Raw genomic sequence first — 20209 nt, 5'->3', positions numbered from 1 at the left:
AAACCCATTGGCCCTGGTGGAGGGCCAGCACTACGGTGGCCCGATGACGTCGATCAAGAAGGTTCAGATCACCTTCGACTGTGCGGATCCCGAGCGTGTCGCCCGCTTCTGGTGCGAGGTGCTCGGCTACGTCGTTCCGCCGCCGCCGGAGGGGTTCGAGACCTGGGACGAGTACCAGCTGACGCTGCCGCCCGAGGACCGGGGCGCGTGGTTCGTGTGCATGGACCCGACTGGTGAGGGGCCGCGGATGTACTTCCAACGCGTTCCCGAGGGCAAGGTCGTCAAGAACCGGGTGCACCTCGACGTGCGGGCCGTCACCGGGCTCGTGGGCGCGGAGCGTCTGGCCGTCCTGGAGGCGGAGAGCGCGCGGCTGGTCGCGCTCGGCGCGACGCGCGGGGAGCTCCTGCTCGCCGATGGCGTCAACGAATCGTGCCAGGTGATGCAGGACGTCGAGGGCAACGAGTTCTGCCTCGACTGACCGTGTCGAGGGGCCGCCGAGGCCCCCGAGTGTCCCTGAACGCGCCCTCGCCCCAAGGTGAGGGCGCGTTCACGTGTTCGCACGCCCCCCCGAGGGCGCTCCGCTCCGGGTCTGGTTCAGGCCAGTGAATGACATGTTCGCGACAGTAGCGTGATCTCTCCGTCACTGTACGCACCAATGCCGCCATGCTGTTCCCACGGAAACGATCCGGCAACGGGGGGCCCGCCAGCGGCCTCCCGCCGCACCGGTGTCGCAGCCACCCGATCGGGTGGTTGTCGTTCCGTCCCGCGGGCAAGCGGCGCACGATCCGCCATGATCAAGGCGGACGAGGAGCCGCTGCGGGCCTCAACTCACCGACCATCAAAGGGGATTGGCTGATGCTGCCTGCCATGTCGCAGAACGACCGGGAGACCTTCCTCGCCGAGCGCCGGGTCGGCGTGCTGAGCGTCGCGGACCCCAGAGAAGGCGACCGCGCGCCCCTGAGCGTGCCGGTCTGGTACGGCTACGAGCCCGGGGGAGAGGTCCTCGTGGAGACCGGGCGCGAGACGGTCAAGGGCCAACTGCTGCGCGCCGCCCGCCGGTTCAGCCTCTGCGTGCACGACGAGCGGCGGCCCTACCGGTACGTGAGCGTCGAGGGGCCGGTCGTCGCGGTCGAGGACCCGGTGCCGCCGGCCGTCCGCGACGCCCTGGCCCACCGCTACCTGGACCCGGACGAGGCCCGCGGCTACCTCGACGCCACCGCCGACCAGCTCAAGGACGACGTGCTGTTCCGCCTGCGCCCGCAGCGCTGGCGGACCGCCGACTTCGCGGCCTTCGCGGCCGACTTCACCGAGCCCGCCGAACCGCCCGCCGCCAGCGCGGACTAGAACGGCCCGTCGTCGGCGCCGGCAGCGGCACCACCGCCAGCAGCGCGGCGCAGCCGAAGCCGCCGACGAAGCCGCCCTCGTGAGAAGGACCGATGACCGATATCGATGTTTCGCCGCGCCGCCTCCCCGCCCCGGCGGCCCGCCCCGCGGCAGGCGCTCCCGCGCCCGACTACCCGCAGGACCTCACCCTCCCCGAACTCTTCGCCCGGCAGGCCGCCGCGCGCCCGCACGCACCCGCCGTCCGGCACCACGAACGCACCCTCAGCTACGGCGAACTCCACGCCGGATCGACCGCCCTGGCCGGCCGCCTGCGCGCCGCGGGCGTCACACCGGGCGAACCGGTGGGCGTGTGCGGCAGCCGCTCCCCGGAGGCGCTGATCGCGCTGTTGGGCATCCTCAAGGCCGGCGGCGCGTACGTGCCGCTCGACGACGACCTGCCGCCGGCCCGCCTGCGGGCCATGGCCGAGGACGCCGGACTGCGCGCCGCCGTCACCCTGCCCGGCACCGTCCGCCGGGTACGCGGGCTGCGCGTCTGCATCCCGGCCGTCGCGGACACACCGGCCGTCGCGGACACACCGGCCGCCGTGGACGTTCGGGCCGCCGAGGCCCCCCGGCCCGGCCGGGGTACGAAAGCCCCGGCCGCGCCCACCGACTGCGCCTACGTCGCCTTCACCTCCGGCTCGACCGGCCGCCCCAAGCCCGTGGCGATCCCGCACCGGGGCGTCGTCCGGCTCGTCCTGTCCGACCGCGAACTGCCCCCGCCCGGGCCCGGCGACCGGATCCTGCACGGCTACGGCCTGTCCTCGGACGCCTCGACGATCGAGATCTGGGGAGCCCTGCTCACCGGCGCCTGCCTGGTGATCGCCGACCGGGCCGAACTCCTCGCGCCGACCGCCCTGGAAGACCTGTTCCGCACCCACGGCGTCACCGTCGCCTACCTGACCACGAGCGTCTTCCACCTGCTCGCCCGGACCCGCCCGCAGGCGATGGCCGGCCTGCGGTTCGTCTCGGCCGGCGGCGAGGCCATGGACCCGCGCCTGGCGAACGCCGTCCTCGCCGCCTGCCCCGCCACCACGGTGGTCAACTTCTACGGCCCGACCGAGAATTCGGTGGTCTCCACCGCCCATCGCGTGCGCCCGCTGCCCGAGGACGCCGCGCACGTGCCCATCGGCCGCCCGTTCGGCGCCACCACCTGCCACGTGCTGCGCGCCGACGGCACCCCCACGGCCCCGGGCGAGGAGGGCGAACTGTACGTCGGCGGCGACGGACTGGCCCTCGGCTACCCGGGCGACGCGGAACTGACCGCGGCGCGGTTCGTCCACCTGCCGCAGGTCGAACCCGGCGGGCGCCTCTACCGCACCGGCGACCGGGCCCGCCGGAGCGCCGACGGCCTGCTGGAGTACCGCGGCCGGGCGGACCGCCAGGTCAAGCTGCGCGGCGTGCGGATCGAACTCGACGAGGTGGAGGCCCGGTTGCGCGCCCACCCGGCCGTCGCCGAAGCCGTCGTCGAGGCCACGGACGGCGCGCTCACCGCCTACGTCACCGCCGCCGCCCCCGGAGCCGACCTGCCGCTGTCCGAACTGCGCGGCTACTGCGCCCGGTGGTTGCCCCCGCAGGCCGTCCCCGCGCTGGTGGAGCTCGACCACTTCCCGGTGACCAGCGGCGGCAAGGTCGACCGCACCCGTCTGCGCGCCGCCGCGCTCCCCGCAGCCCTCCCCACCGGCCCTCCCGCCGCCCGGCCAGCCGGGGACACCGCCGAGCCGGCCGAGGGCCTGACCGCCCTCCTCGCCGGGATCTGGCAGCAGGTGCTGCGCACCGGCCCCGCCCCCGAGGACGACTTCTTCCACCTCGGCGGCGACTCCCTGCTCGCCTCCGAGACCGTCACCCGCACCCTCGCCGCCCTCGGCCTCGACGCCGCGCTCGGCTCCGCCCTCATCCGGGCCCTGCTCACCGCGCCGACCCTCGCGCACTACACCGACGCCGTCCGCGCCGCCCGCGACGGCTCCCCGGCCGCCGGGGCGAGCACCGTCGACTTCACCCGCGAGACCGACCTCGGCTTCCGGCTCCCGCCCGCCCAGGGCCCCGCACCCAGCCCCGCGGACCCGAAGGACGTCCTGCTCACCGGCGCCTCCGGCTTCGTCGGCGCGTTCCTCCTGCACACCCTGCTGCGCCGCACCGCCGCCCGCGTCCACTGCCCCGTCCGCGCCGCGAGCCCCGCGCACGCCGAGCAGCGCGTGCGCACCGCCCTCGCCCGCTACGGCCTGGAGCTCGACGAGGCCGACCGGCAGCGCGTCGCCTGCTTCCCCGCCGACCTCGCCCGGCCCGGCCTCGGGCTGACGGCCGAGCGGCGCGCCGACCTCGCCGCCCGCCTCGACCTGATCGTCCACAACGGCGCCCAGGTCAACTTCCTCTACCCGTACGAGCAGCTGCGCGCGCCCAACGTGGACGGCACCCGCGAGATCGTCCGGCTGGCCGCGCCCCGCCGGGTGCCGGTCCACTTCCTGTCCACCGTCGCCGTCGTCGCCGGCTCCGGCGCCGCCGGGGTCCGGGAGGTGGCCGAGGACGCCCCGCTCGCCCACCCGGACGGGCTCACCATGGGCTACGCCGAGAGCAAGTGGGTCGCCGAAGGGGTGCTGCGCCAGGCCGCGGAGCAGGGACTGCCGGTGGCCGTCCACCGCCCGTACGAGGTGACGGGCGACCAGACCCGCGGTGTGAGCAACACCGAGACCGCCATCTGCTCCCTCTTCAAGACGATCGCGGAGACCGGGCTGGCCCCCGACATCGCCCTGCCGATGGACTTCGTGCCGGTCGACCGCCTCGCCGAGGCCGTCGTCCACATCGCCACCCGCCGGGAGGCGGACGGCCGCACCTACCACCTCACCAACCCGCGCCCCGCGATGCTCTCCGACGTCATCGAGCGGATGCGCGCGGCCGGCTGCGCCGTCCGCACCCTGCCCTACCCGCAGTGGGTCGACGAACTGGTCCGGCACGTCGCCGCCAACCCCACCAGCGCCACCGCGCCCTTCGTGTCGCTGTGCGTGGACCGCAGCCGCACCGCCGACATGTCCGTCAAGGAGCTGTACTTCGAGGGCACCTTCCCGGTGCTCGGCCGTCGCAACGCCGTCGCCGCGCTGGCCGACAGCGGACTGCGCTGCCCGCCGGTCGACGCCGCCCTGCTGGACCGGTACCTGGAGTACTTCTTCGCCTCCGGCTACCTGACGAGGCCCGTCACCGCCGCCCAGGAGGGCACCCGATGACCGACACCGCCGCCACCGCCGCCACCACCGACATCGCCGACCTCGCCGTCCCCGCCCCGATCCCGGTGCCCGAGGTGACGCCCGGCACCGCCGGCCCGCCCTGCGGCTACGCCCGGCTGCGCGCCGAACAGCCCGTCGTCCGGGCCCAGTTGCCCAACGGCGAGACCGCCTGGCTGCTCAGCCGCTACGAGGACGCCCGGGCCGCCTTCGCCGACCCGCGGCTCGTCCGGCCGCTGCTGTCCGCCTGGCCCCCCGCCGAGGGCGCCGACGCGCCGCCGCCCTGCCTGCCGACCTTCCTGGAGATGACGGGGGAGCACCACGAGCGCGTGCGCCGCACCGTCCTGCCGCTGTTCGGCCGCGGCCGCCTGGAGTTCATGCGGCCCCGGATCCGCGCCATCGCGCAGGAGCTCCTCGACGCGATGACCGCCGCCGCGCCCGACCGCACGGCCGACCTGGTGGCCGGCTACGTCGAACCGCTGCCGCTGCGCGTGCTGTGCGAGACCGTCGGCCTCCCGCACGAGGACCGCGACCGCTACCTCCCGCACACCCTCACCCTGCTCAGCGCCGCCGGGCTGACGACGGACGAGATCCTCACCGCCCTGTACGCCCTGCAGGACTACGCCTCGCAGCTCATCGCCCGCAAGGAGGACGAGGCCGGCCGCGGAGGCCCGGCCGGGGGCGAGGACTACATCCGCCTGCTGCTCGCCGAGACCCGCCGCCCCGGCGGCGAACTGGTCCGGGACGACGTCGTCAGCTTCATCGTCACCATGCTGATGGCCGGCTACCAGACCAACGTCCAGCACACCGGCAACGCCCTGCTCGCCCTCCTCACCCACCCCGAGCAGCTCCGCCGGTTGCGCGACGAACCCGCGGGCATCGGCACCGCCGTCGACGAACTGCTGCGCTACGTCCCGCTCATGAACGCCATCAACATCCTCGTCGCCGAGCAGGACCTCACCCTCCACGGGCAGCGCATCCGGGCCGGCGACGCCGTCGTCCCGGTGCCCGCCTCGGCCAACCACGACGCCGCGGCGTTCACCGACCCCGAGCGCCTCGACCTCACCCGCACGCCCAACCCGCACATCGCCTTCGGCCACGGCCCGCACGCCTGCACCGGCGCGCACCTGACCCGGATGCAGCTGGCCACCGTCATCCAGGTGCTGCTGGAGAACCTGCCCGGCATCGAACTCGCCGAGCCCGCCGAGTCGCTGCCCTGGGACGAGACCACCCCGCTGCGCGCCCCCGCCCGACTGCCGGTGCGCTGGTGACCGGTCGCTCCCTCCCCGTCCGAGAGAAAGGACCGCGCCACGTGAGCGCACCCCAGGCACCCGCCACCCCCGAGGACACGGCGCTGCCCCGCTACCCGTTCAGCACCGACGGCGACCGCCTCGCCCCCGAACTGGACGAGCTGCGCGGTCGCTGCCCCGTCACCCGGGTCCGGACCAACTCCGGCGGCGAGGCGTGGCTGGTCACCGGCTACGACCTGGCCCGCGACGTCCTGCGGGACCGCGATTTCGCCCGCTCGGTGCTCGGCGAGGCCGACAGCCCCACCCAGGACGCCCCGATCCTGGCGCCCGAACTGATGGGGGCCATGGCCTACCTGCACCAGGCCGGGCTGCGCGACGAGGTGCTCGCCGCGCTCGGCCGCAACCAGCCCGAGCTGCCCGCCGACTGGGTCGCCGAGGTCACCCTGGAGGGCCTTGAGCGGATGGCCGCCGAGGGCGCACCGGGCGACCTGCAGCGGCACTTCGCCGAGTGGGTGGCCGCGCAGTGCCTGTGCCGGCTGCTCGGCCTGCCCTTCGAGGACCGGCAGTGGCTCGCCGAACGCGCCGACCGGGACCTCACCATGTCGACGTACTCCGACGAGGAACTGGCCGTCAACTGGGAGGAGATCCGCGCCTACCTGGCGGCGCACCTGGCCGCCCGCACCCCGGGGAGCCCGCGCGGCCTCGCCGACCGGCTCGCCGACCTGAACGCCGAGCGGCGGGGGCTGGACGAGAAGCAGCTGTCCAACATCGTCGCCGTGCTGTTCGTCAGCGGCTACGAGGACTTCGCGAGCTTCCTGGGCGTCGCCGCCTTCAACCTGCTGCAGCGGCCCGAGGCGATGGCCGCCCTGCGGGAGAGCCCCGAGGCGACGCCCCGGCACGTCGAAGAACTGCTGCGGTGCAGCGTCGTGCTGGGCAACGCGATCCCGCGCTTCGTCACCCGGGACACCTCGCTCGGCGGCACGCGGGTCAGGGCCGGCGAGCTGGTGCTGCTCTCGCTGGACGCGGCGAACTTCGACCCGGACGCGTTCCCCGACGCCGCGCGGTACGAGCCGGAGCGCTCGCCCAACCCGCACCTGCGGTTCGGGCACGGCCGGCACCACTGCCCGGGCGCGCACCTGGTGCGCCGGCAGTCCGACATCGCCTTCCGGGTGCTGCTGCAGCGCTTCCCCGGCCTGCGGCTGGCCGTGCCGGCGGCCGAAGTCCCCTGGCACCCGCACCGGATGGCCATCATGGCCGCTGCCGTCCCGGTCGTCTGGTGAGACGCCGGTGGCCCCGCTCCCCGGGCGGGGAGCGGGGCCACCGGTCATGGGGCCCGTCGTCGAACCCCCGCCTGCGGAGGTTCGAGGACGGGCCCTCGGCTCACGCCACGTTGACGGCGGTGTCGTCCAGGACGAAGGAGGTCTGCTTGGTGTAGTCCTCGGAGCCGGTGAACTTGAGCGTCACGGTCTGCCCGGCGTAGCCGGACAGGTTGAAGCTGTGCTGCTGGTAGCCGGCGGCCGCGTTGACGTTGGAGTAGGTCGCCAGGGTGGTGCCGTTCGCGGTCACCTTCAGGGTGTCGAAGGCGGTGGTGTTGCTCGCGGCGGTGTCGATGTGCAGCCAGAAGCTGAAGGTGTAGCTGCTGCAGCCGGCCGGCAGGGTCACCGTCTGGGCGAGCGTGTCGGTGTTGGTGCTGCCGTAGCCGTCCAGCCAGGCGTCGTACGTGCCGGAGTGCGGCGGCTCGCTGGAGCTGCTGTTGATGGTGCTGGTGCCGCTGGTGTTGGTCTCGGTCCAGCCGGCGGTGGTGCCGGCCTCGAAGCCGGGGTTGGCGAGCAGCTGGGCGGCGGTGCAGCCGGTGCCGCCGGCGGGCTGGACGGTCCAGGCGAAGGTGACGGAGGAGGACGGACCGGTGGAGTCGGTCGCGGTGGCCGTCACCGAGTACGTCCCGGCGGTGCTCGGGGTGCCGCTGATCAGGCCGGTGGCGGCGTTGAGGCTCAGGCCGGCGGGCAGGCCGGTCGCGGCGTAGCTCAGGCTGCCGCCGGCCGTGTCGGTGGCGGAGAGCTGCAGGCTGGTGGCGGTGCCGGCGGTGGCCGTCCGGGCACCGGGGTTGGTGAGGCTGACGCTGCCGGTGGTAGTGCCGCCGCCGCTGCCGGCGAGCCAGGAGGTCGCGTTGAGGGCGAGGGCGGCATCGGTGCCGGCCGGGTCGTCCCAGCCGTTGTAGACGGTCTTGCCGGGCTCGCCGGTGCCGTCGTCGATCGCCGAGCTGTCGCCCCAGAGGGCGACCCGCCCCTTGCCGAAGCTGCTGGTGACGAAGAAGGCGCCGGTGGTGCCGGAGTAGCCCGTGCGGTAGACGATGCCCTTGACGGAGGGGTTGTCGGCGGGCTTGAGGGTGAAGGTGGTGCCGTTGCGGATGATGCTGCCGGTGACGGTGCCGAACGGGCCGTTCAGCACGGGGTCGGTGGCGTCGGTGATCGCCCGCGGGTTGTCGGTCTGGATGTTGAGCAGGTCGACCGAGAGACCGAACGGGTCGTTGCTGTTGACCGAGTTGGTGGTCATCAGGTCGTTGATGATGGCGGGGGAGTCCCAGCCGTCGTTGTTGCGGTCGCTCTGGGTGTGGTCGGAGACCAGGAACAGCCCGCCGCCGTTCTGCACGAACGTCATGACCGCGGTCTTCTCGGCGTCGCTGAGCCGGATGTTCGGCTCGGGCAGGACGAACTCGTCGAAGTTGGCGAGGTCCAGCGCGCCGCCGGTGCCGTAGGTGATGGTGGAGCCGCTCGGCAGCGTCTTGAGGCTGTACTGGCCGGTCTTCTGGAGGGCGACGCCCCAGGCGGAGATGGCGCCCGTCCAGTCGGTCTCGGACTGGGGGTTGGCGTTCTGGGCGAGCGGGTCCGGCTGGCTGGTGCTGATGATCCAGTCCGCGTTGCCGGCGGTCTCCGCCTTGCTGTTGTCGAACAGGACGCGGTGCTGCGTGGCCGCGGCGGCCGGTGCGGCGGTCGTGGCGCTCGCGGCGGCGGCCCGGTGGGGGGCGGCGGTCGCGCCGGCGAGCACGGTGAGGACGACGGCGCCCAGGGCGAGCGGGCGGACGGCGCCGATGTGTCTGAGCATGGGTCAAGCTCCTTGTGCCGTGGGGAAGGTACAGGGGGCGGTGCTACGCGCGTAGGCGCGCTGGACACCGTCCCATGATGGGGTAAGCGGAGCTTGAACGGAACACATCCAGTCTGAGCATCAGATGAGGAGACGGGAGCGCGAGAGGATGGGGGTATGACGATCACTCCGCAACTGGTGGCCACCTATCCGATCCCGGACCGGCACGGCGCCCAGACCGCCCTCGACCCCACCGGCCCCGTCCCCCGCCTGCAGATCCGCAGCGCCCGGTCACTGCGCGTCTACGAACTGAAGGAGGAGGCGGAGCTGCTGGCCGAGTTCCCGGCCCCGACCCCGAACCCGTACGGGAGGCAGTGGACGGCCCCCGACCTGTCGTTCACCGTCTTCGGCGCCGCGGAGGCGTACGTCGCGATCGCGCAGGACGGCACCCGGCTGTGGCAACAGCCGTACGGCACCTGGGACGTGTGGCGCTGGGGCGACCTCGACTTCACCGGCGGCTCCCCGGCGGGCGGCGCCGACCGGGGCCTGCGGATCTGGCTGCGGGTGCCCTCCGGCCTGCCGGACGCCACCCGGATCCTCACCCTGGACGCCGCCGGGACGGTGCTGGCCGAGAGCCTGCTCCCGTGCGGCGGCTACGAGCGGCACGTCCACCTGCTCTGGGACGAGAACGAGCAGGTCGCCGGCGTCAGAGTCGCCGGCGAGGGCGTGCCGCGCACCCACTACGAGGCGCGCTGGGAGTCGGGGGCCATCAAGCTCGGCCGGGAAGTCCCGCAGGACCACGGCGACCGGCTCCCGGTCGACCGCTGCTACCTGGACGTCGACTCGACGTCCACCCGCTGCATGACCGTCGACCGGCGCGGCCGGGACCTCGCCTGGCACCGCCTTCCCGGCTACCAGGTCACCGCCACCCTCGCCCTGGGCGACTTCCCGGCCCCCGGCACCGGCGACTGCTCGGTGCACAACCGGCCGTCGATCTCCACCGGCGGCTACGTGGACGACGACACGGTGATCGTGACCCTCCACAACACGTACGACGAGGCCGCCGTCCTCATGTTCGGCGAGGACGAGTGGCGGGAGTACAGCCACTGGCTCGCCGACCCCGCCACCGGCACCCTGCACGGCCGCCTCGAATACCCGATGCGCGAGGTCGACGTCGTAATGCCGGTCGGCGACGGCACCTGGATCACCGAGGAGTGGGAAGCCCTGCACCGCTGGCGCCGCTGAGCCCGCCGGCGGCCGGGCGGGCCGCGACGACCGAGCATCCTGCTCCCGGGCTGTGTCATGCTCGCCCCCATGAAGATCGCTGCAGCCCAACTGACCTGCGTTCCCGGAGACATACCCGCGAATATCCGGCAACTCGCCGCTCTGGCCGGACACGCGCGCGAGCAGGGCGCCGAGCTGATCGTGTTCCCCGAGTTCGCGCCGACCGGGTACGAACTCCGGATGATGGCCGACGATCCCGGCCTGTGGGTGACGGCGGACGACGCCCGCCTGGACGCCCTGCGGTCCACCGGGATCGCCACCGTCGTCAACTGCGCCGTTCCCACCGACGGACCTCGGCCCGCCATCGGCACGCTGGTGTACGGCAGTGACGGCGAGCTGATCACCACCTACCTGAAGCAGCACCTCTACGAGCACGAGCAGGGCATCTTCACCGCGGGCGATCGGGACGGCCGCTTCGAACTCGGTGGCGTCCGCTTCGCGCTCGCCACCTGTTTCGACAACCACTTCCCGGATCTCACCGCCCGCGGCGCCGCGGACGGCTGCCAGGTGCACCTCGCCAGCTCGCTCTACGGCACCGGCAACGGCGTTCACGAGCGGGCGACGCTCTACCCGGGCATCGCCAAGGACTCGGACATGTACGTCGTCCTCGCCAACCACGTCGGCCCGTCCGGCCCGTGGACCGGCTGCGGCGGCGCCGCACTGTGGGCCCCGGGCGGCACCCTCCTGGCGGAGGCCGACGACCGCACGACCACGGTGGCCGTCGCCGACATCCTCCCGTAGCGCCCAGGGCGTCCGAGTAGTGCCGGGCGCCCCGGGCGTGGCCCTGCCGTCGACCAGGGATCCACCGGTCACCCGAGAATCCAGCCATGGCGTCCCCGCCCTGGGGCGACCGGCGGCCCGGCTCGTAGACTCGTAAGGAACAGCTCTGATTCCTGAAGGGGGAGCCCGGTGCGCGCCCGTCGCTGGACAACTGTGGTCGCTGGAGTCGTCGCGCTGAGCGGCCCGACGGTCGCCTATGCCCGCGGCGGGGGTGGCAGCCACGGGTTCAGCGGCGGCGGGGGCGGTCACGGGGGCGGCGGAGGCAGCCACGGCGGCGGCATCCACGGGTCGACCGGCGGCGGCTTCGGCTACGGTTTCGGCTTCGGAGCCGGCGGCGGCGGGTTCCTCACCCTGCTGGTGATCGTGGCCGTCCTCCTCCTGGTCCTGTGGCTCGTGCACCGGCACCGGAAGACGGCGCAGGCAGCCGGTCTGAACACGGTGTCCGACCGTACGGCGCACCGCGCGGACGCGCAGGCGCGCGAGCGCGCCGCCCACGTCGCGGCCCGGGTCGACGCCATCGCCGACACCGACGCGACCTTCGACCGCGCCGCGCTGGAGCGCCGGGCCGTCGAGCTGTACAGGACCGCCCAGGACGCCTGGACCAGGCACGACCACGCCACGTTGGAGCAGATCCTCTCCCCGGTGCTCTACGGCAAGTGGGCCGACCAGCTGCGCGACTACGAGTCCCGCGGCGAGGTCAACGTCGTGGAGATCGTCTCCGGCCCGGAGGTCGAGCTGGTCGACGTCGCCAACCGCGCGGGCGAGGCGAACGACACCGTCACCTTCCGGGTCACCGCGACGCTCAGGGACTACGTACGCCGCGGCTCCGGCCCGGACGCCGTGCGCAAGGACGACTCGACCCGCCCGGTCGAGTACTGGACGCTGCGCAAGAACCGGGCCGGAGAGTGGATCGTGTCCTCGGTGGAGCAGGCGGCCGAGGGGGCGCACCACCTGACCAACGCCATCGAGACGGACGGCTGGGACCAGAAGGAGGTCGCCCGCGAGGCGGTGCTCGAAGTGGCCGGGAAGACCGCGGTCAAGGGGGCGGGCGACATCCTGTCGCTCACCAACATCTCGTGGAGCACGGACGCCGACACCGCCGCCGGCGATCTGAGCGTGCTCGACGGCCGGTTCGACAAGGCGGTCCTGGAGGTGGCCGTCGAGCGGTTCCTCGAAGAGTGGGTCATGAACGACGGCAGCCTGGACTTCACGTCCGTGCGCACGGCCGATCGGACCGTCATGCGTGACGCCGTCGTCAGGTCGGTCACGGTGCGCTCGCTGGTCTCGCGCGAGCCGATCGTCTTCCGTGTCGCGGTCGACGCGGAGGGCGTCTACTACGAGGTCGACCGGCGCACCGAGCAGGTGCTCCGCGGCGACGCGCGCGAGCGCAGGCCGATCACCTTCGCGTTCGACCTCCGGCTGGACGACACGTCCACCGACGCGTGGACCGTGATCGCCGCCGACGCGAAGTAGCCCGAGCACTCCGCGACGGCGGCCGGGCGGGCGGAGCGTCCGGCGGGGCGTACGGCGGGGCGCTGTGAGGGCCAACACGTAGACCCGGCACGGGAGATGGTGGTGTGATCGGGGGTGGCCCCGGGTGGCGTGCCCGCCGTCGCGGGAGCCTGGACGAAGGAGGGGGCATGTCCGTCGATCGCACGTCGTCGGCCCGTACTCGCATCACCGAGCTCCTGGGAATCGACCATCCCGTCGTGCAGGGCCCGTTCGGGGGCGGCTACTCCACCGTCGACCTGGCCGCGGCCGTGTCGGAGGGCGGCGGGCTGGGCTCGTACGGCGCCCACGTCCTCGGCCCCGCGGAGATCGCGGCCACCGTCGCGGACATCAAGGCCCGGACGGCCCGCCCGTTCGCGGTCAACCTCTGGGTCCCGCAGCCGGGCGAGCGTGAACTCACGCTGACCGAGGCGGAGTTCACCGCCCACCTCGGGCCGCTGCGCCCGTGCCTCGACCGGCTCGGGCTGCCCGATCCGGAGTTCCCCAAGACGTTCGGCCAGGACTTCGAGCAGCAGGTGGAGGCGCTGCTGCAGGCCCGGCCGCCGGTGTTCAGCTTCGTCATGGGCATCCCGCCCGCGAGCGTGCTCGCCGAGGCCCGGCGCCGCGGCATCGTCACCCTCGGGACGGCGACGACCGTCGACGAGGCGGTCGCGCTCGACGAGGCGGGCGTCGACGCGATCGTCGCGTCCGGGTCGGACGCCGGGGGCCACCGCGGGGCGTTCCTGCGGCCGGTGGAGGAGTCGCTGGTCGGGACGTTCTCCCTGGTCCCGCAGGTCGTCGACGCCGTCTCGGCGCCGGTGGTCGCCGCGGGCGGGATCGTCGACGGCCGGGGGATCGCCGCCGCACTCGCGCTCGGCGCGGACGCCGTCCAGATCGGCACCGGCTTCCTCGCCACCGACGAATCCGGCGCGAGCCCCGCCCACAAGCAGGCCCTGAGGGGCCCGGACGCCCGGGTGACGGTGCTGACCAGCGCCTTCTCCGGCCGCCAGGCCCGGACCATCGCCAACCGGTTCGTGCGGGACATGGCCGGCCAGGAGAACCGGTTCGCGCCGTACCCCGTCCAGGGCACGCTCACCGCGCCCATCCGCCGCGCGGCCGTCGAGCGCGGGCTCCCCGACTACCTCAACCTCTGGGCCGGGCAGGCCGCCCCGCTCGCCCGGCCGCGCCCGGCCCGGGAGTACCTCGCCGCCCTCGTCGAGCAGGCCGGGCTCCGCACCTGACCACCCGGGCCCACGCCGAGCGTCCACGGGCCCGAGCCCAGGACGGGCCACCCCGGCCATGACGACGCTCGGGGCGGTGAAGACCGTGGACCTGCCGATCGGCTGGCTGGGGGACGGTTTCAACGACGCCGTCCGCGAACTGCAGGTGTTCCACGGCTGATCCGCCGGCCGGCTTCGCCGACCCTCGGGCGGCCCGGCCCCGCTCCCGGGGCGGGGCCGGGCCGCCCGAGGCGGGGACCGGGCGGGCGTCAGGCCGAGGCGAGGAGGGCGTCCAGCTTCCGGTAGCCCTCGGTGACGCCCGTCTCCATGCCGCTGGCCAGGATCGCGTCGCGCGCCACCAGGCTGTCGACCACCGAGAGCACCGTGACGCGGGTGCGGCCCTCGCCGACGGGCTCGAACCGGGCGGTGTCCAGGGAGACGCCGTCCGGCACGCCCTCGAAGGTGAAGGTCTGGACGAGCCGGGTGCTCGGCCGTACCTCGTGGAACGAGCCGTAGAAGGCGGCGACCTCCCGGCCGTCGCGGTGCATGGTGTAGCGGTAGTGGCCGCCGGTGCGGCCGTCCCAGGTGTCGATCTTCAGATCGAGGTCCTCGGGGCCGAGCCACCGGGCGACCAGGTCCGGCTCGATCCAGGCCCGGAAGACCCGGGCGGGCGGGGCGTCGAACTCGCGGACGATCCGGATGGTCGGCAGTGCCGGGTCCGCCTCGATGCGGGTCTCGTGGCCGGTGGTGGAGGTCATGGCGATTCTCCTTCTTCGTTCCGCTCGGCCTCGGCCCCTTCGGGCGAGGGCCGGTCGAGCCCGGGTGCGTCCATGGCCGCGAGGACGGCGTCCAGGCGGCCGAAGCGCTGCTCCGCCTGCCGGCGGTAGCGCTCGATCCAGTCCGTCATCACGTCGAGCACCTGCGGTTCGAGGTGGCACGGCCGCCGCTGCGCATCCCGGCTGCGGCTGACCAGGCCGGCTTCCTCCAGTACCTTGAGGTGCTTGGAGACGGCCTGCATCGAGATCGCGTACGACTCCGCCAGCTCGCCCACGGTCGCGTCGCGGACCGCGAGGCGGGCGACGATGTCGCGTCGGGTCGGATCGGCCAGGGCGACGAACGCCCGGGACAACTGGTCGACGGCCACCGTGCACCTGCGCTTCCTCAGCCGATCGGTTGTCGACAACGCTACGCCGCTCTGGCGCGGTATTCAACCGATCGGTTGCGGAAGGCTGTGAGGAAGGGCGGAGGACCCGGAAGGCGGAGGACCCAGCCGGGCGGCTACGGCAGGTCGATCCGGTAGTTGATGAACCCGTGGTTCGTGGCCACCTTGTCGTAGAGCCGTCGCGCCGTCGCGTTGGTCTCGTGGGTGAGCCAGTACAGGCGGGAGCACTCCCGGTCGCGCGCCCAGTCGGCGATGGCCCCGATCAGCGCGCGGCCCACGCCCTGGCCGCGGGTGTCCGGCGCGGTGAACAGGTCCTGCAGGTAGCACGCGTCCGGCGCCGAGGTGCTGGCGTGGACGAGGAAGTGGGCGATCCCGACCAGCCGGCCGTCCACCTTGGCGCCGAAGGCGTGCATCCGGGTGTCGTCCTGGAAGGCCGTCCAGGCGCGCTCGTACATGTGGTCCGGCAGCTCGCGCTCGTAGAACTCGATGTAGGCGCGGAAGAGGACCTCCCACTCCTCGCGGTCGGACGGGGTGAGCTTGCCGATGGTGACCACGTGTTTTCCCCTTGCTGGTGGCGGAGTTCGCGCGCTGGGACGTCACCCCCCGTGCCGGCTCCGGGAGTTGATCACCTGCGCTGTGACGGGCCCAGTATTCCCGGTGGCCGACGCGCCGGACAGTGCCGATCCGAACAAAAGGACCGGGAGCCGGGCGCCCTTTAGGCGCTGGCGCCGGCTCCCGTCCCACTCCCCGCCCCGCGCCCGCCCTCGCTCGCCGTACGGGCGCGGAGGCGGCGCAGCATGCGGGCGTCCTGGAAGCCGACCGCGCGGGCGGCCGTCTCGGTGGTCGCGCCGTGGGCGATGAGGTGCTCGGCGCGTTCGACCCGCAGTTCCTGCTGGTAGCGCAGCGGGGTGAGCCCGGTGGCCTCGGTGAAGTGGCGGGTGAGGGTGCGTTCGCTGACGCCGGAGGAGGCCGCGAGGTCGGCGAGGCCGAGCCGGGTGGCGTAGTGGGCGTCGATGAGGTCCTGGACGCGGTGGACGGCGTCGACGAGGTGTCCGCGGTGCCGGAGCATCGCGCTGGTCTGCCGCTCGTCGCCGTTGCGGCGGGCGTAGACGACCATCTCGCGGGCGATCCGGGCGGCCGCCGCCGGGCCGTGCCGGACGGCGACGAGGTGCAGCGCGAGGTCGATCCCGCTGGCGATGCCCGCCGAGGTGACGACCCGGTCGTCGACGACGTAGAGCACGTCGCGCACGACGCTCGCCCGCGGGTAGCGGTGGGTGAGTTCGTCCTGGAGGTCGTGGTGGGTGGTGCAGCGCCGGCCGTCCAGCAGCCCGGCGCGGCCGAGCGCGTCGGCGCCGGCGCACACGCTCGCGACCGTGCCGCCGGCGGCGTGGTGCGCGGCGAGCTGGTCCAGCGTGGCCGCGGCCAGCGCCCCGGTCGACCGCAGGTGCGGCGCCCGCCAGCCGGGCACCACGACGAGGTCGCCGGGCGCGAGGCGCGGCCATGCGGTGGCGGCGCGCAGGGTGACGCCCTGCGCGGTGGGGACGTCCTCCTGCTCGGCCACGTACGCGCTCTCGTAGCCGAGGCCGTGGTCGGCCGCGGTGGAGAACACCTGGGCGGGCCCGGCGAGGTCCAGCAGGTGCACGTGCGGGACGAGCAGGAAGACGACACGGGTCACGATCCGGTCAGCTCCTTCACGGTGGTGACGGTGGCGAAGCGGCCGGCCAGAGCGTACTCGGTGCGGGCGATGATGTCGTCGGTGGAGAGGGTGCGCGGATCGGCGAGGACCTCCGCGAGGCTGCGCCCGGCGGGGGCGTCCCGGTGCTCGATCGGGTGGGTGGCGGTGGCGTCGGTGACGAAGGTGACCTCGTAGCCGAGGTCGCTGGCGACCCGGGTGGTGGTCTCGCAGCACTGCTCGGTGCGGATGCCGCTGACCACGACGCCGCCGACGCCCTGCTGGGTGAGCAGCTGCTGGAGGTTGGTGGTGGTGAACGCGTTGTGCGAGGTCTTGGTCACGACGGGCTCGCCCTCGGCCGGCACCAGGCCGTCGATCAGGTGGACGAAGCCGCGGGCCGGGTCGAAGAGCGTGCCGGTGCCGGGCTCGGAGTGCAGGACCCAGACGACGAGGTCGCCGCGGCCCCGGGCGTGCTCGACGAGTTCGTTCACCCGGTCGACGATCGCGGGGTTGGAGACGGCGGCCCAGTTCTCGCGCTGCCGGAAGGATTCCTGGACGTCGATGACGAGGAGTGCGTTCTTCATGCCTCGATCATGGCCCCTGGCACCGGCCCGGGCGTAGGCACCATCGGGCCCGGATGCGGAACGATCCGGTCAAGCGGTCCGCGGGCGGTCCGAGGGCGGCCCGGGCGGTCGGGCGGAAACCCCTTGCGCAATGGTCAAGAAGTGTTGACCATTGAGGGCATGCCGACCGATGATCTTCCCGAGACGTTCCGGGTCACCACTGACGAGCAACTGCGCGCCGTCTCCAACCTCACCCGCCACCGGATCATGGCGGTGCTCCGCTTCGAGCCCGCGACGATCACCCAGATCGCCGAGCGCGTCGGCCTCGCGAAGGGGAGCTCCAGCTACCACGTGCGACTGCTCGAACGGGCCGGCCTGGTGAAGGTGGTGCGGATCCGGAAGGTGCGCGGCGTCAACGAGCGGTACTACGCGATGGCCGCGCGGTCGATCGAGCTGCCCGACCCGGGGGAGGGCGGGCCGGACGTGCTGATGCGGCACGCGGTGGCCGACCTGGAAGCCGCGCCGGTGGCGAGCGAGCGGCACGTGCGGATGGCCCATCTGCGGCTCACCGACGAGCAGTTCGCGGAGCTGGCCGCGCGGCTGCACGCCCTCGCGGACGAGTACCGGGAGCTGTCCGACCCGGCGCTGCCGGACGCGTCGCTCGTCTTCGCCCTCTTCCACCCGGCCCAGGGCGAGCGGGCCGAGGGAGACGCCGAATGACCACCGACCCCCGCACCCTGCCGGCCGGATTCGGACGGCTGTGGACCGCGCAGACGATCTCCTCGCTCGGTGACGGCGTGTCGCACGCCGCCCTGCCGCTGCTCGCCCTGACCCTGACGCGGGATCCGATGGCGCTCGCCGTCGTCACGGCCGCCGGCACGCTGCCGTGGCTGCTCTTCGGGGTGCTCGGCGGCGCGCTGGTGGACCGCTGGGACCGGCGCCGCACGATGTGGATCACGGACGCGGCGCGGGCGCTGCTGCTCGCCGTACCGGCCGCGGCGGCCGCGCTCGACGCCCTGAGCATCCCACTGCTCGCGGCCGTCGCCTTCCTGCTCGGCCTCGGCGGACTCTTCTGCGACACGGCCGCCACGGCCTACCTGCCGGACCTGCTCGGCCGCGACCCCGCGCTCCTGGAGCGCGCCAACTCCCGCCTGCGCGGCACCAAGACCGCCGCGTCCGGCTTCGCGGGGCCGCCCGCGGGCAGCGCCCTGCTCGCGCTCGGGCGGTCGCTCCCGCTGATCGCCGACGCGGTGTCCTTCGCGGTCTCCGCCCTGCTCGTCCGCTCGCTCCCCGCCGCGCCCCGGCCCGTGCCGCAGGCCCGCGAGTCGCTGCTGCGGCAGGCCCGGGCCGGCGCCTCGTACGTCTTCCGGGACCGGCTGCTGCTCGGGCTCGCGCTGCGCCCGGCGGTCGGGAACGTCGCCTTCCTCGCCGTGGAGACGGTGCTCGCCCTCTTCGCGCACGACCGGCTCGGCGTCGGCACCTTCGGCTTCGGCCTGCTCCTCACGGTGGAGGCCACCGGCGGCCTGCTCGGCGCGGGCGTCGCCTCCTTCCTCGGCCGGCGGCTCGGCACCGGCACCGCACTCACCTGCACGGCCGCCGTCGAGGGGCTCGCCATCCTGGGCCTGGCCGCCGCCCCGAACCCGTACGTCGCCGGCCTCGCGCTCGCCGTGTGCGGAGTGGGCATGGGCGCCACGATGGTGATCGGCCCCTCCCTCCGGCAGGCGATCGTCCCCGCCCACCTGATCGGCCGGGTCGCCTCCACCTCCCGCATGCTCGCCATGTGCGCCGCCCCGTTCGGCGCCTTCCTCGGCGGCTGGCTGGCCGACACCCACGACGTCCGGACCCCGCTCTACACCGCGGCCGGCCTCCTGCTCACCATGACCGCCGTCACGGCGACCATGACCACCGACCGCAGGGTCGAGGCGGCGCTGCGGGCCGCCGCCCCGGCCGGGGACCCGGGCCGGCCGGTGTCCGGGGAGCTCGCCCAGGCGGGTGCCGCCACGCGCTGACGTCCCCGCCGGCCCATTCGGCGTACGGCGGGTACGCGGCGACGGCGCGCCGCCGCCACCCGGCCCCGGACGCGCACCGCCGGCCGTACCCGAGGGGGTACGGCCGGCGGCTCGTCGGGCGGTGTCGCGGCGGTGCTCAGTCGCCGGGGACGCTGAAGCGCTGCGTGTCGCCGCCGTTGCACGCGTACATCTGCAGCTGCCGCTGGTCGGTGGTGTCACCGTTCGGGATGTCCAGGCAGTACGACCACTGCGCGTTCCGCAGCTGACCGTTCTCGTAGTACCACTGCTGCGGGGCGCTGCCGTTGCAGTCCCACAGCCACACCAGGGCGCCGGTCGAGGCGCCGTTGGCGTCGAGGCACTTGCCGAGGGCCTTCACGGCGAGCCCGTCCCGGTTCCACCACTGGGCGTTGGTGTTGTTGCAGTGGTAGATCTGGACGGGCGTCCCGTTGCCCGTGCCGGACCCGCGGACGTCCAGGCACTTGCCGTCCTTGCCGACGACCGGCCCGCCGGGCAGGCGGTAGAAGTTGACGTTGCCTCCCGAGCTGTTGAAGCGGCCGTAGAAGCCCCAGTTCGTCCATCCGCCGTCGCTGCGCAGCGTGAACGTGCCCTGGTCGAAGATCCAGAGGTTGTAGCGGATGCCGCTGCTGTAGGTGAGGATCGCGGAGGCCCGGACCGTGCTGAAGTCCATGGAGAACTGGGCGTCGGAGCGGACCAGGAGCAGGTTGTAGTGACCGCCGGTCAGGTCGGCGCCGTGTGCCACGAAGCCCTTGACGAGTTCGTCCGGCGGAAAGACGTAGGACGGGTACTGGTCGAACAGGGACTGGATGGCGCCGCCCACCGAGATGTCGTCCTTGGTGATCTGGACGCCGGACGAGGCGAGCTGCGCGCGCGGCGCCGCGTGCGCGGGGGCGGACGGGGACGGGGACTTGGACGGGTGAGCGGTGGGTGCGGCGAGCGGGATGCCGCCCTGGTCGCTCGCGGCGGCGATCGCGGGCAGCGGCGCCCGGTCCGGTGACTGCGCGGCCGCGGCGGGTCCGAGGGCGAGGACGGTTCCCGCGGCGAGCAGCAGGGCCGAGCCCAGGAGGGTTTTCTTCATGGGGGT

18 protein-coding genes are annotated in these 20209 nt (G+C 73.8%); 11 read left to right on the top strand and 7 right to left on the bottom strand.

The genetic code is table 11. The annotated features are described in order from the left end of the window. The first annotated feature begins 43 nt into the window (after positions 1–43). From ACPC54_RS32955 to ACPC54_RS32935, 5 genes are all read left to right on the top strand, one after another. The gene (locus ACPC54_RS32955) at positions 44–478 is read left to right on the top strand and encodes a VOC family protein (RefSeq protein WP_498970107.1); all 435 of its coding nucleotides are present in this window, start codon (positions 44–46) and stop codon (positions 476–478) included. 389 nt (positions 479–867) lie between these two features. Continuing rightward, on the top strand, positions 868–1344 hold the full coding sequence (locus ACPC54_RS32950) for a pyridoxamine 5'-phosphate oxidase family protein (RefSeq protein WP_498970106.1): 477 nt from the start codon (positions 868–870) through the stop codon (positions 1342–1344). Positions 1345–1436: 92 nt separating this feature from the next. Then, positions 1437–4601, top strand: a complete 3165-nt coding sequence (locus ACPC54_RS32945) for an amino acid adenylation domain-containing protein (RefSeq protein WP_498970105.1) — start codon at positions 1437–1439, stop codon at positions 4599–4601. Beyond that, the gene (locus tag ACPC54_RS32940; protein WP_498970104.1) at positions 4598–5869 is read left to right on the top strand and encodes a cytochrome P450 family protein; all 1272 of its coding nucleotides are present in this window, start codon (positions 4598–4600) and stop codon (positions 5867–5869) included. Before ACPC54_RS32945 ends, ACPC54_RS32940 begins: the two co-directional genes overlap by 4 nt. Positions 5870–5910: 41 nt before the next feature. After that, on the top strand, positions 5911–7128 hold the full coding sequence (locus tag ACPC54_RS32935; RefSeq protein WP_498970103.1) for a cytochrome P450: 1218 nt from the start codon (positions 5911–5913) through the stop codon (positions 7126–7128). 100 nt (positions 7129–7228) lie between these two features. Here ACPC54_RS32935 and ACPC54_RS32930 read toward each other — a convergent pair whose 3' ends face one another. Continuing rightward, positions 7229–8950, bottom strand: coding sequence for a putative Ig domain-containing protein (locus ACPC54_RS32930; RefSeq protein WP_498970102.1), 1722 nt, complete (start codon positions 8948–8950; stop codon positions 7229–7231). Positions 8951–9106: 156 nt separating this feature from the next. Between ACPC54_RS32930 and ACPC54_RS32925 the strand changes: the two genes are divergently transcribed. The 4 genes from ACPC54_RS32925 to ACPC54_RS32910 all read left to right on the top strand — a co-directional run bounded on the left by ACPC54_RS32925 (position 9107) and on the right by ACPC54_RS32910 (position 13722). Beyond that, complete coding sequence (locus tag ACPC54_RS32925) at positions 9107–10174, top strand: hypothetical protein (protein WP_498970101.1); 1068 nt, start codon at positions 9107–9109, stop codon at positions 10172–10174. A 69-nt stretch (positions 10175–10243) separates the two neighbouring features. After that, positions 10244–10954 carry a carbon-nitrogen hydrolase family protein gene (locus ACPC54_RS32920; RefSeq protein WP_498970100.1) on the top strand — a complete coding sequence of 237 codons (711 nt, stop codon included), beginning with the start codon at positions 10244–10246 and terminating at the stop codon, positions 10952–10954. A gap of 168 nt (positions 10955–11122) precedes the next feature. Beyond that, complete coding sequence (locus ACPC54_RS32915; RefSeq protein ID WP_498970099.1) at positions 11123–12466, top strand: TIM44-like domain-containing protein; 1344 nt, start codon at positions 11123–11125, stop codon at positions 12464–12466. Positions 12467–12633: 167 nt separating this feature from the next. After that, on the top strand, positions 12634–13722 hold the full coding sequence (locus ACPC54_RS32910; RefSeq protein WP_498970098.1) for an NAD(P)H-dependent flavin oxidoreductase: 1089 nt from the start codon (positions 12634–12636) through the stop codon (positions 13720–13722). A gap of 248 nt (positions 13723–13970) precedes the next feature. Here ACPC54_RS32910 and ACPC54_RS32905 read toward each other — a convergent pair whose 3' ends face one another. From ACPC54_RS32905 to ACPC54_RS32885, 5 genes are all read right to left on the bottom strand, one after another. Next, the gene (locus ACPC54_RS32905; protein WP_498970097.1) at positions 13971–14459 is read right to left on the bottom strand and encodes an SRPBCC family protein; all 489 of its coding nucleotides are present in this window, start codon (positions 14457–14459) and stop codon (positions 13971–13973) included. Beyond that, positions 14456–14845, bottom strand: coding sequence for an ArsR/SmtB family transcription factor (locus ACPC54_RS32900; RefSeq protein WP_498970096.1), 390 nt, complete (start codon positions 14843–14845; stop codon positions 14456–14458). Before ACPC54_RS32900 ends, ACPC54_RS32905 begins: the two co-directional genes overlap by 4 nt. A 134-nt stretch (positions 14846–14979) precedes the next feature. Further along, the gene (locus tag ACPC54_RS32895) at positions 14980–15417 is read right to left on the bottom strand and encodes a GNAT family N-acetyltransferase (protein ID WP_498970095.1); all 438 of its coding nucleotides are present in this window, start codon (positions 15415–15417) and stop codon (positions 14980–14982) included. Between the two features lie 161 nt (positions 15418–15578). Next, a complete protein-coding gene (locus ACPC54_RS32890; protein ID WP_498970094.1) occupies positions 15579–16538 on the bottom strand; it encodes a GlxA family transcriptional regulator in 960 nt (319 codons plus the stop codon). Next, on the bottom strand, positions 16535–17119 hold the full coding sequence (locus ACPC54_RS32885; protein ID WP_498970093.1) for a cysteine hydrolase family protein: 585 nt from the start codon (positions 17117–17119) through the stop codon (positions 16535–16537). Before ACPC54_RS32885 ends, ACPC54_RS32890 begins: the two co-directional genes overlap by 4 nt. 159 nt (positions 17120–17278) lie before the next feature. Here ACPC54_RS32885 and ACPC54_RS32880 point away from each other — a divergent pair, with 159 nt between their 5' ends. Together ACPC54_RS32880 and ACPC54_RS32875 are read left to right on the top strand one after the other, a co-directional pair. Continuing rightward, a complete protein-coding gene (locus tag ACPC54_RS32880; RefSeq protein ID WP_498970092.1) occupies positions 17279–17818 on the top strand; it encodes an ArsR/SmtB family transcription factor in 540 nt (179 codons plus the stop codon). Beyond that, entirely contained in the window at positions 17815–19107 is a 1293-nt protein-coding gene (locus tag ACPC54_RS32875) for an MFS transporter (protein ID WP_498970091.1), read from the top strand. The genes ACPC54_RS32880 and ACPC54_RS32875 overlap by 4 nt, the downstream gene beginning before the upstream one ends. Positions 19108–19243: 136 nt before the next feature. On the opposite strand, the gene ACPC54_RS32870 is transcribed toward ACPC54_RS32875, so the two are convergent. Next, complete coding sequence (locus ACPC54_RS32870) at positions 19244–20203, bottom strand: ricin-type beta-trefoil lectin domain protein (RefSeq protein WP_498970090.1); 960 nt, start codon at positions 20201–20203, stop codon at positions 19244–19246. Positions 20204–20209 lie beyond the last annotated feature (6 nt).

It is taken from the genome of Kitasatospora sp. NPDC094028 (genome assembly GCF_049543595.1).
GTDB lineage: Bacteria > Actinomycetota > Actinomycetes > Streptomycetales > Streptomycetaceae > Kitasatospora.
Note: the sequence above shows the minus strand (reverse complement) of the source record. Positions and strands in the feature narration are given on the sequence as shown.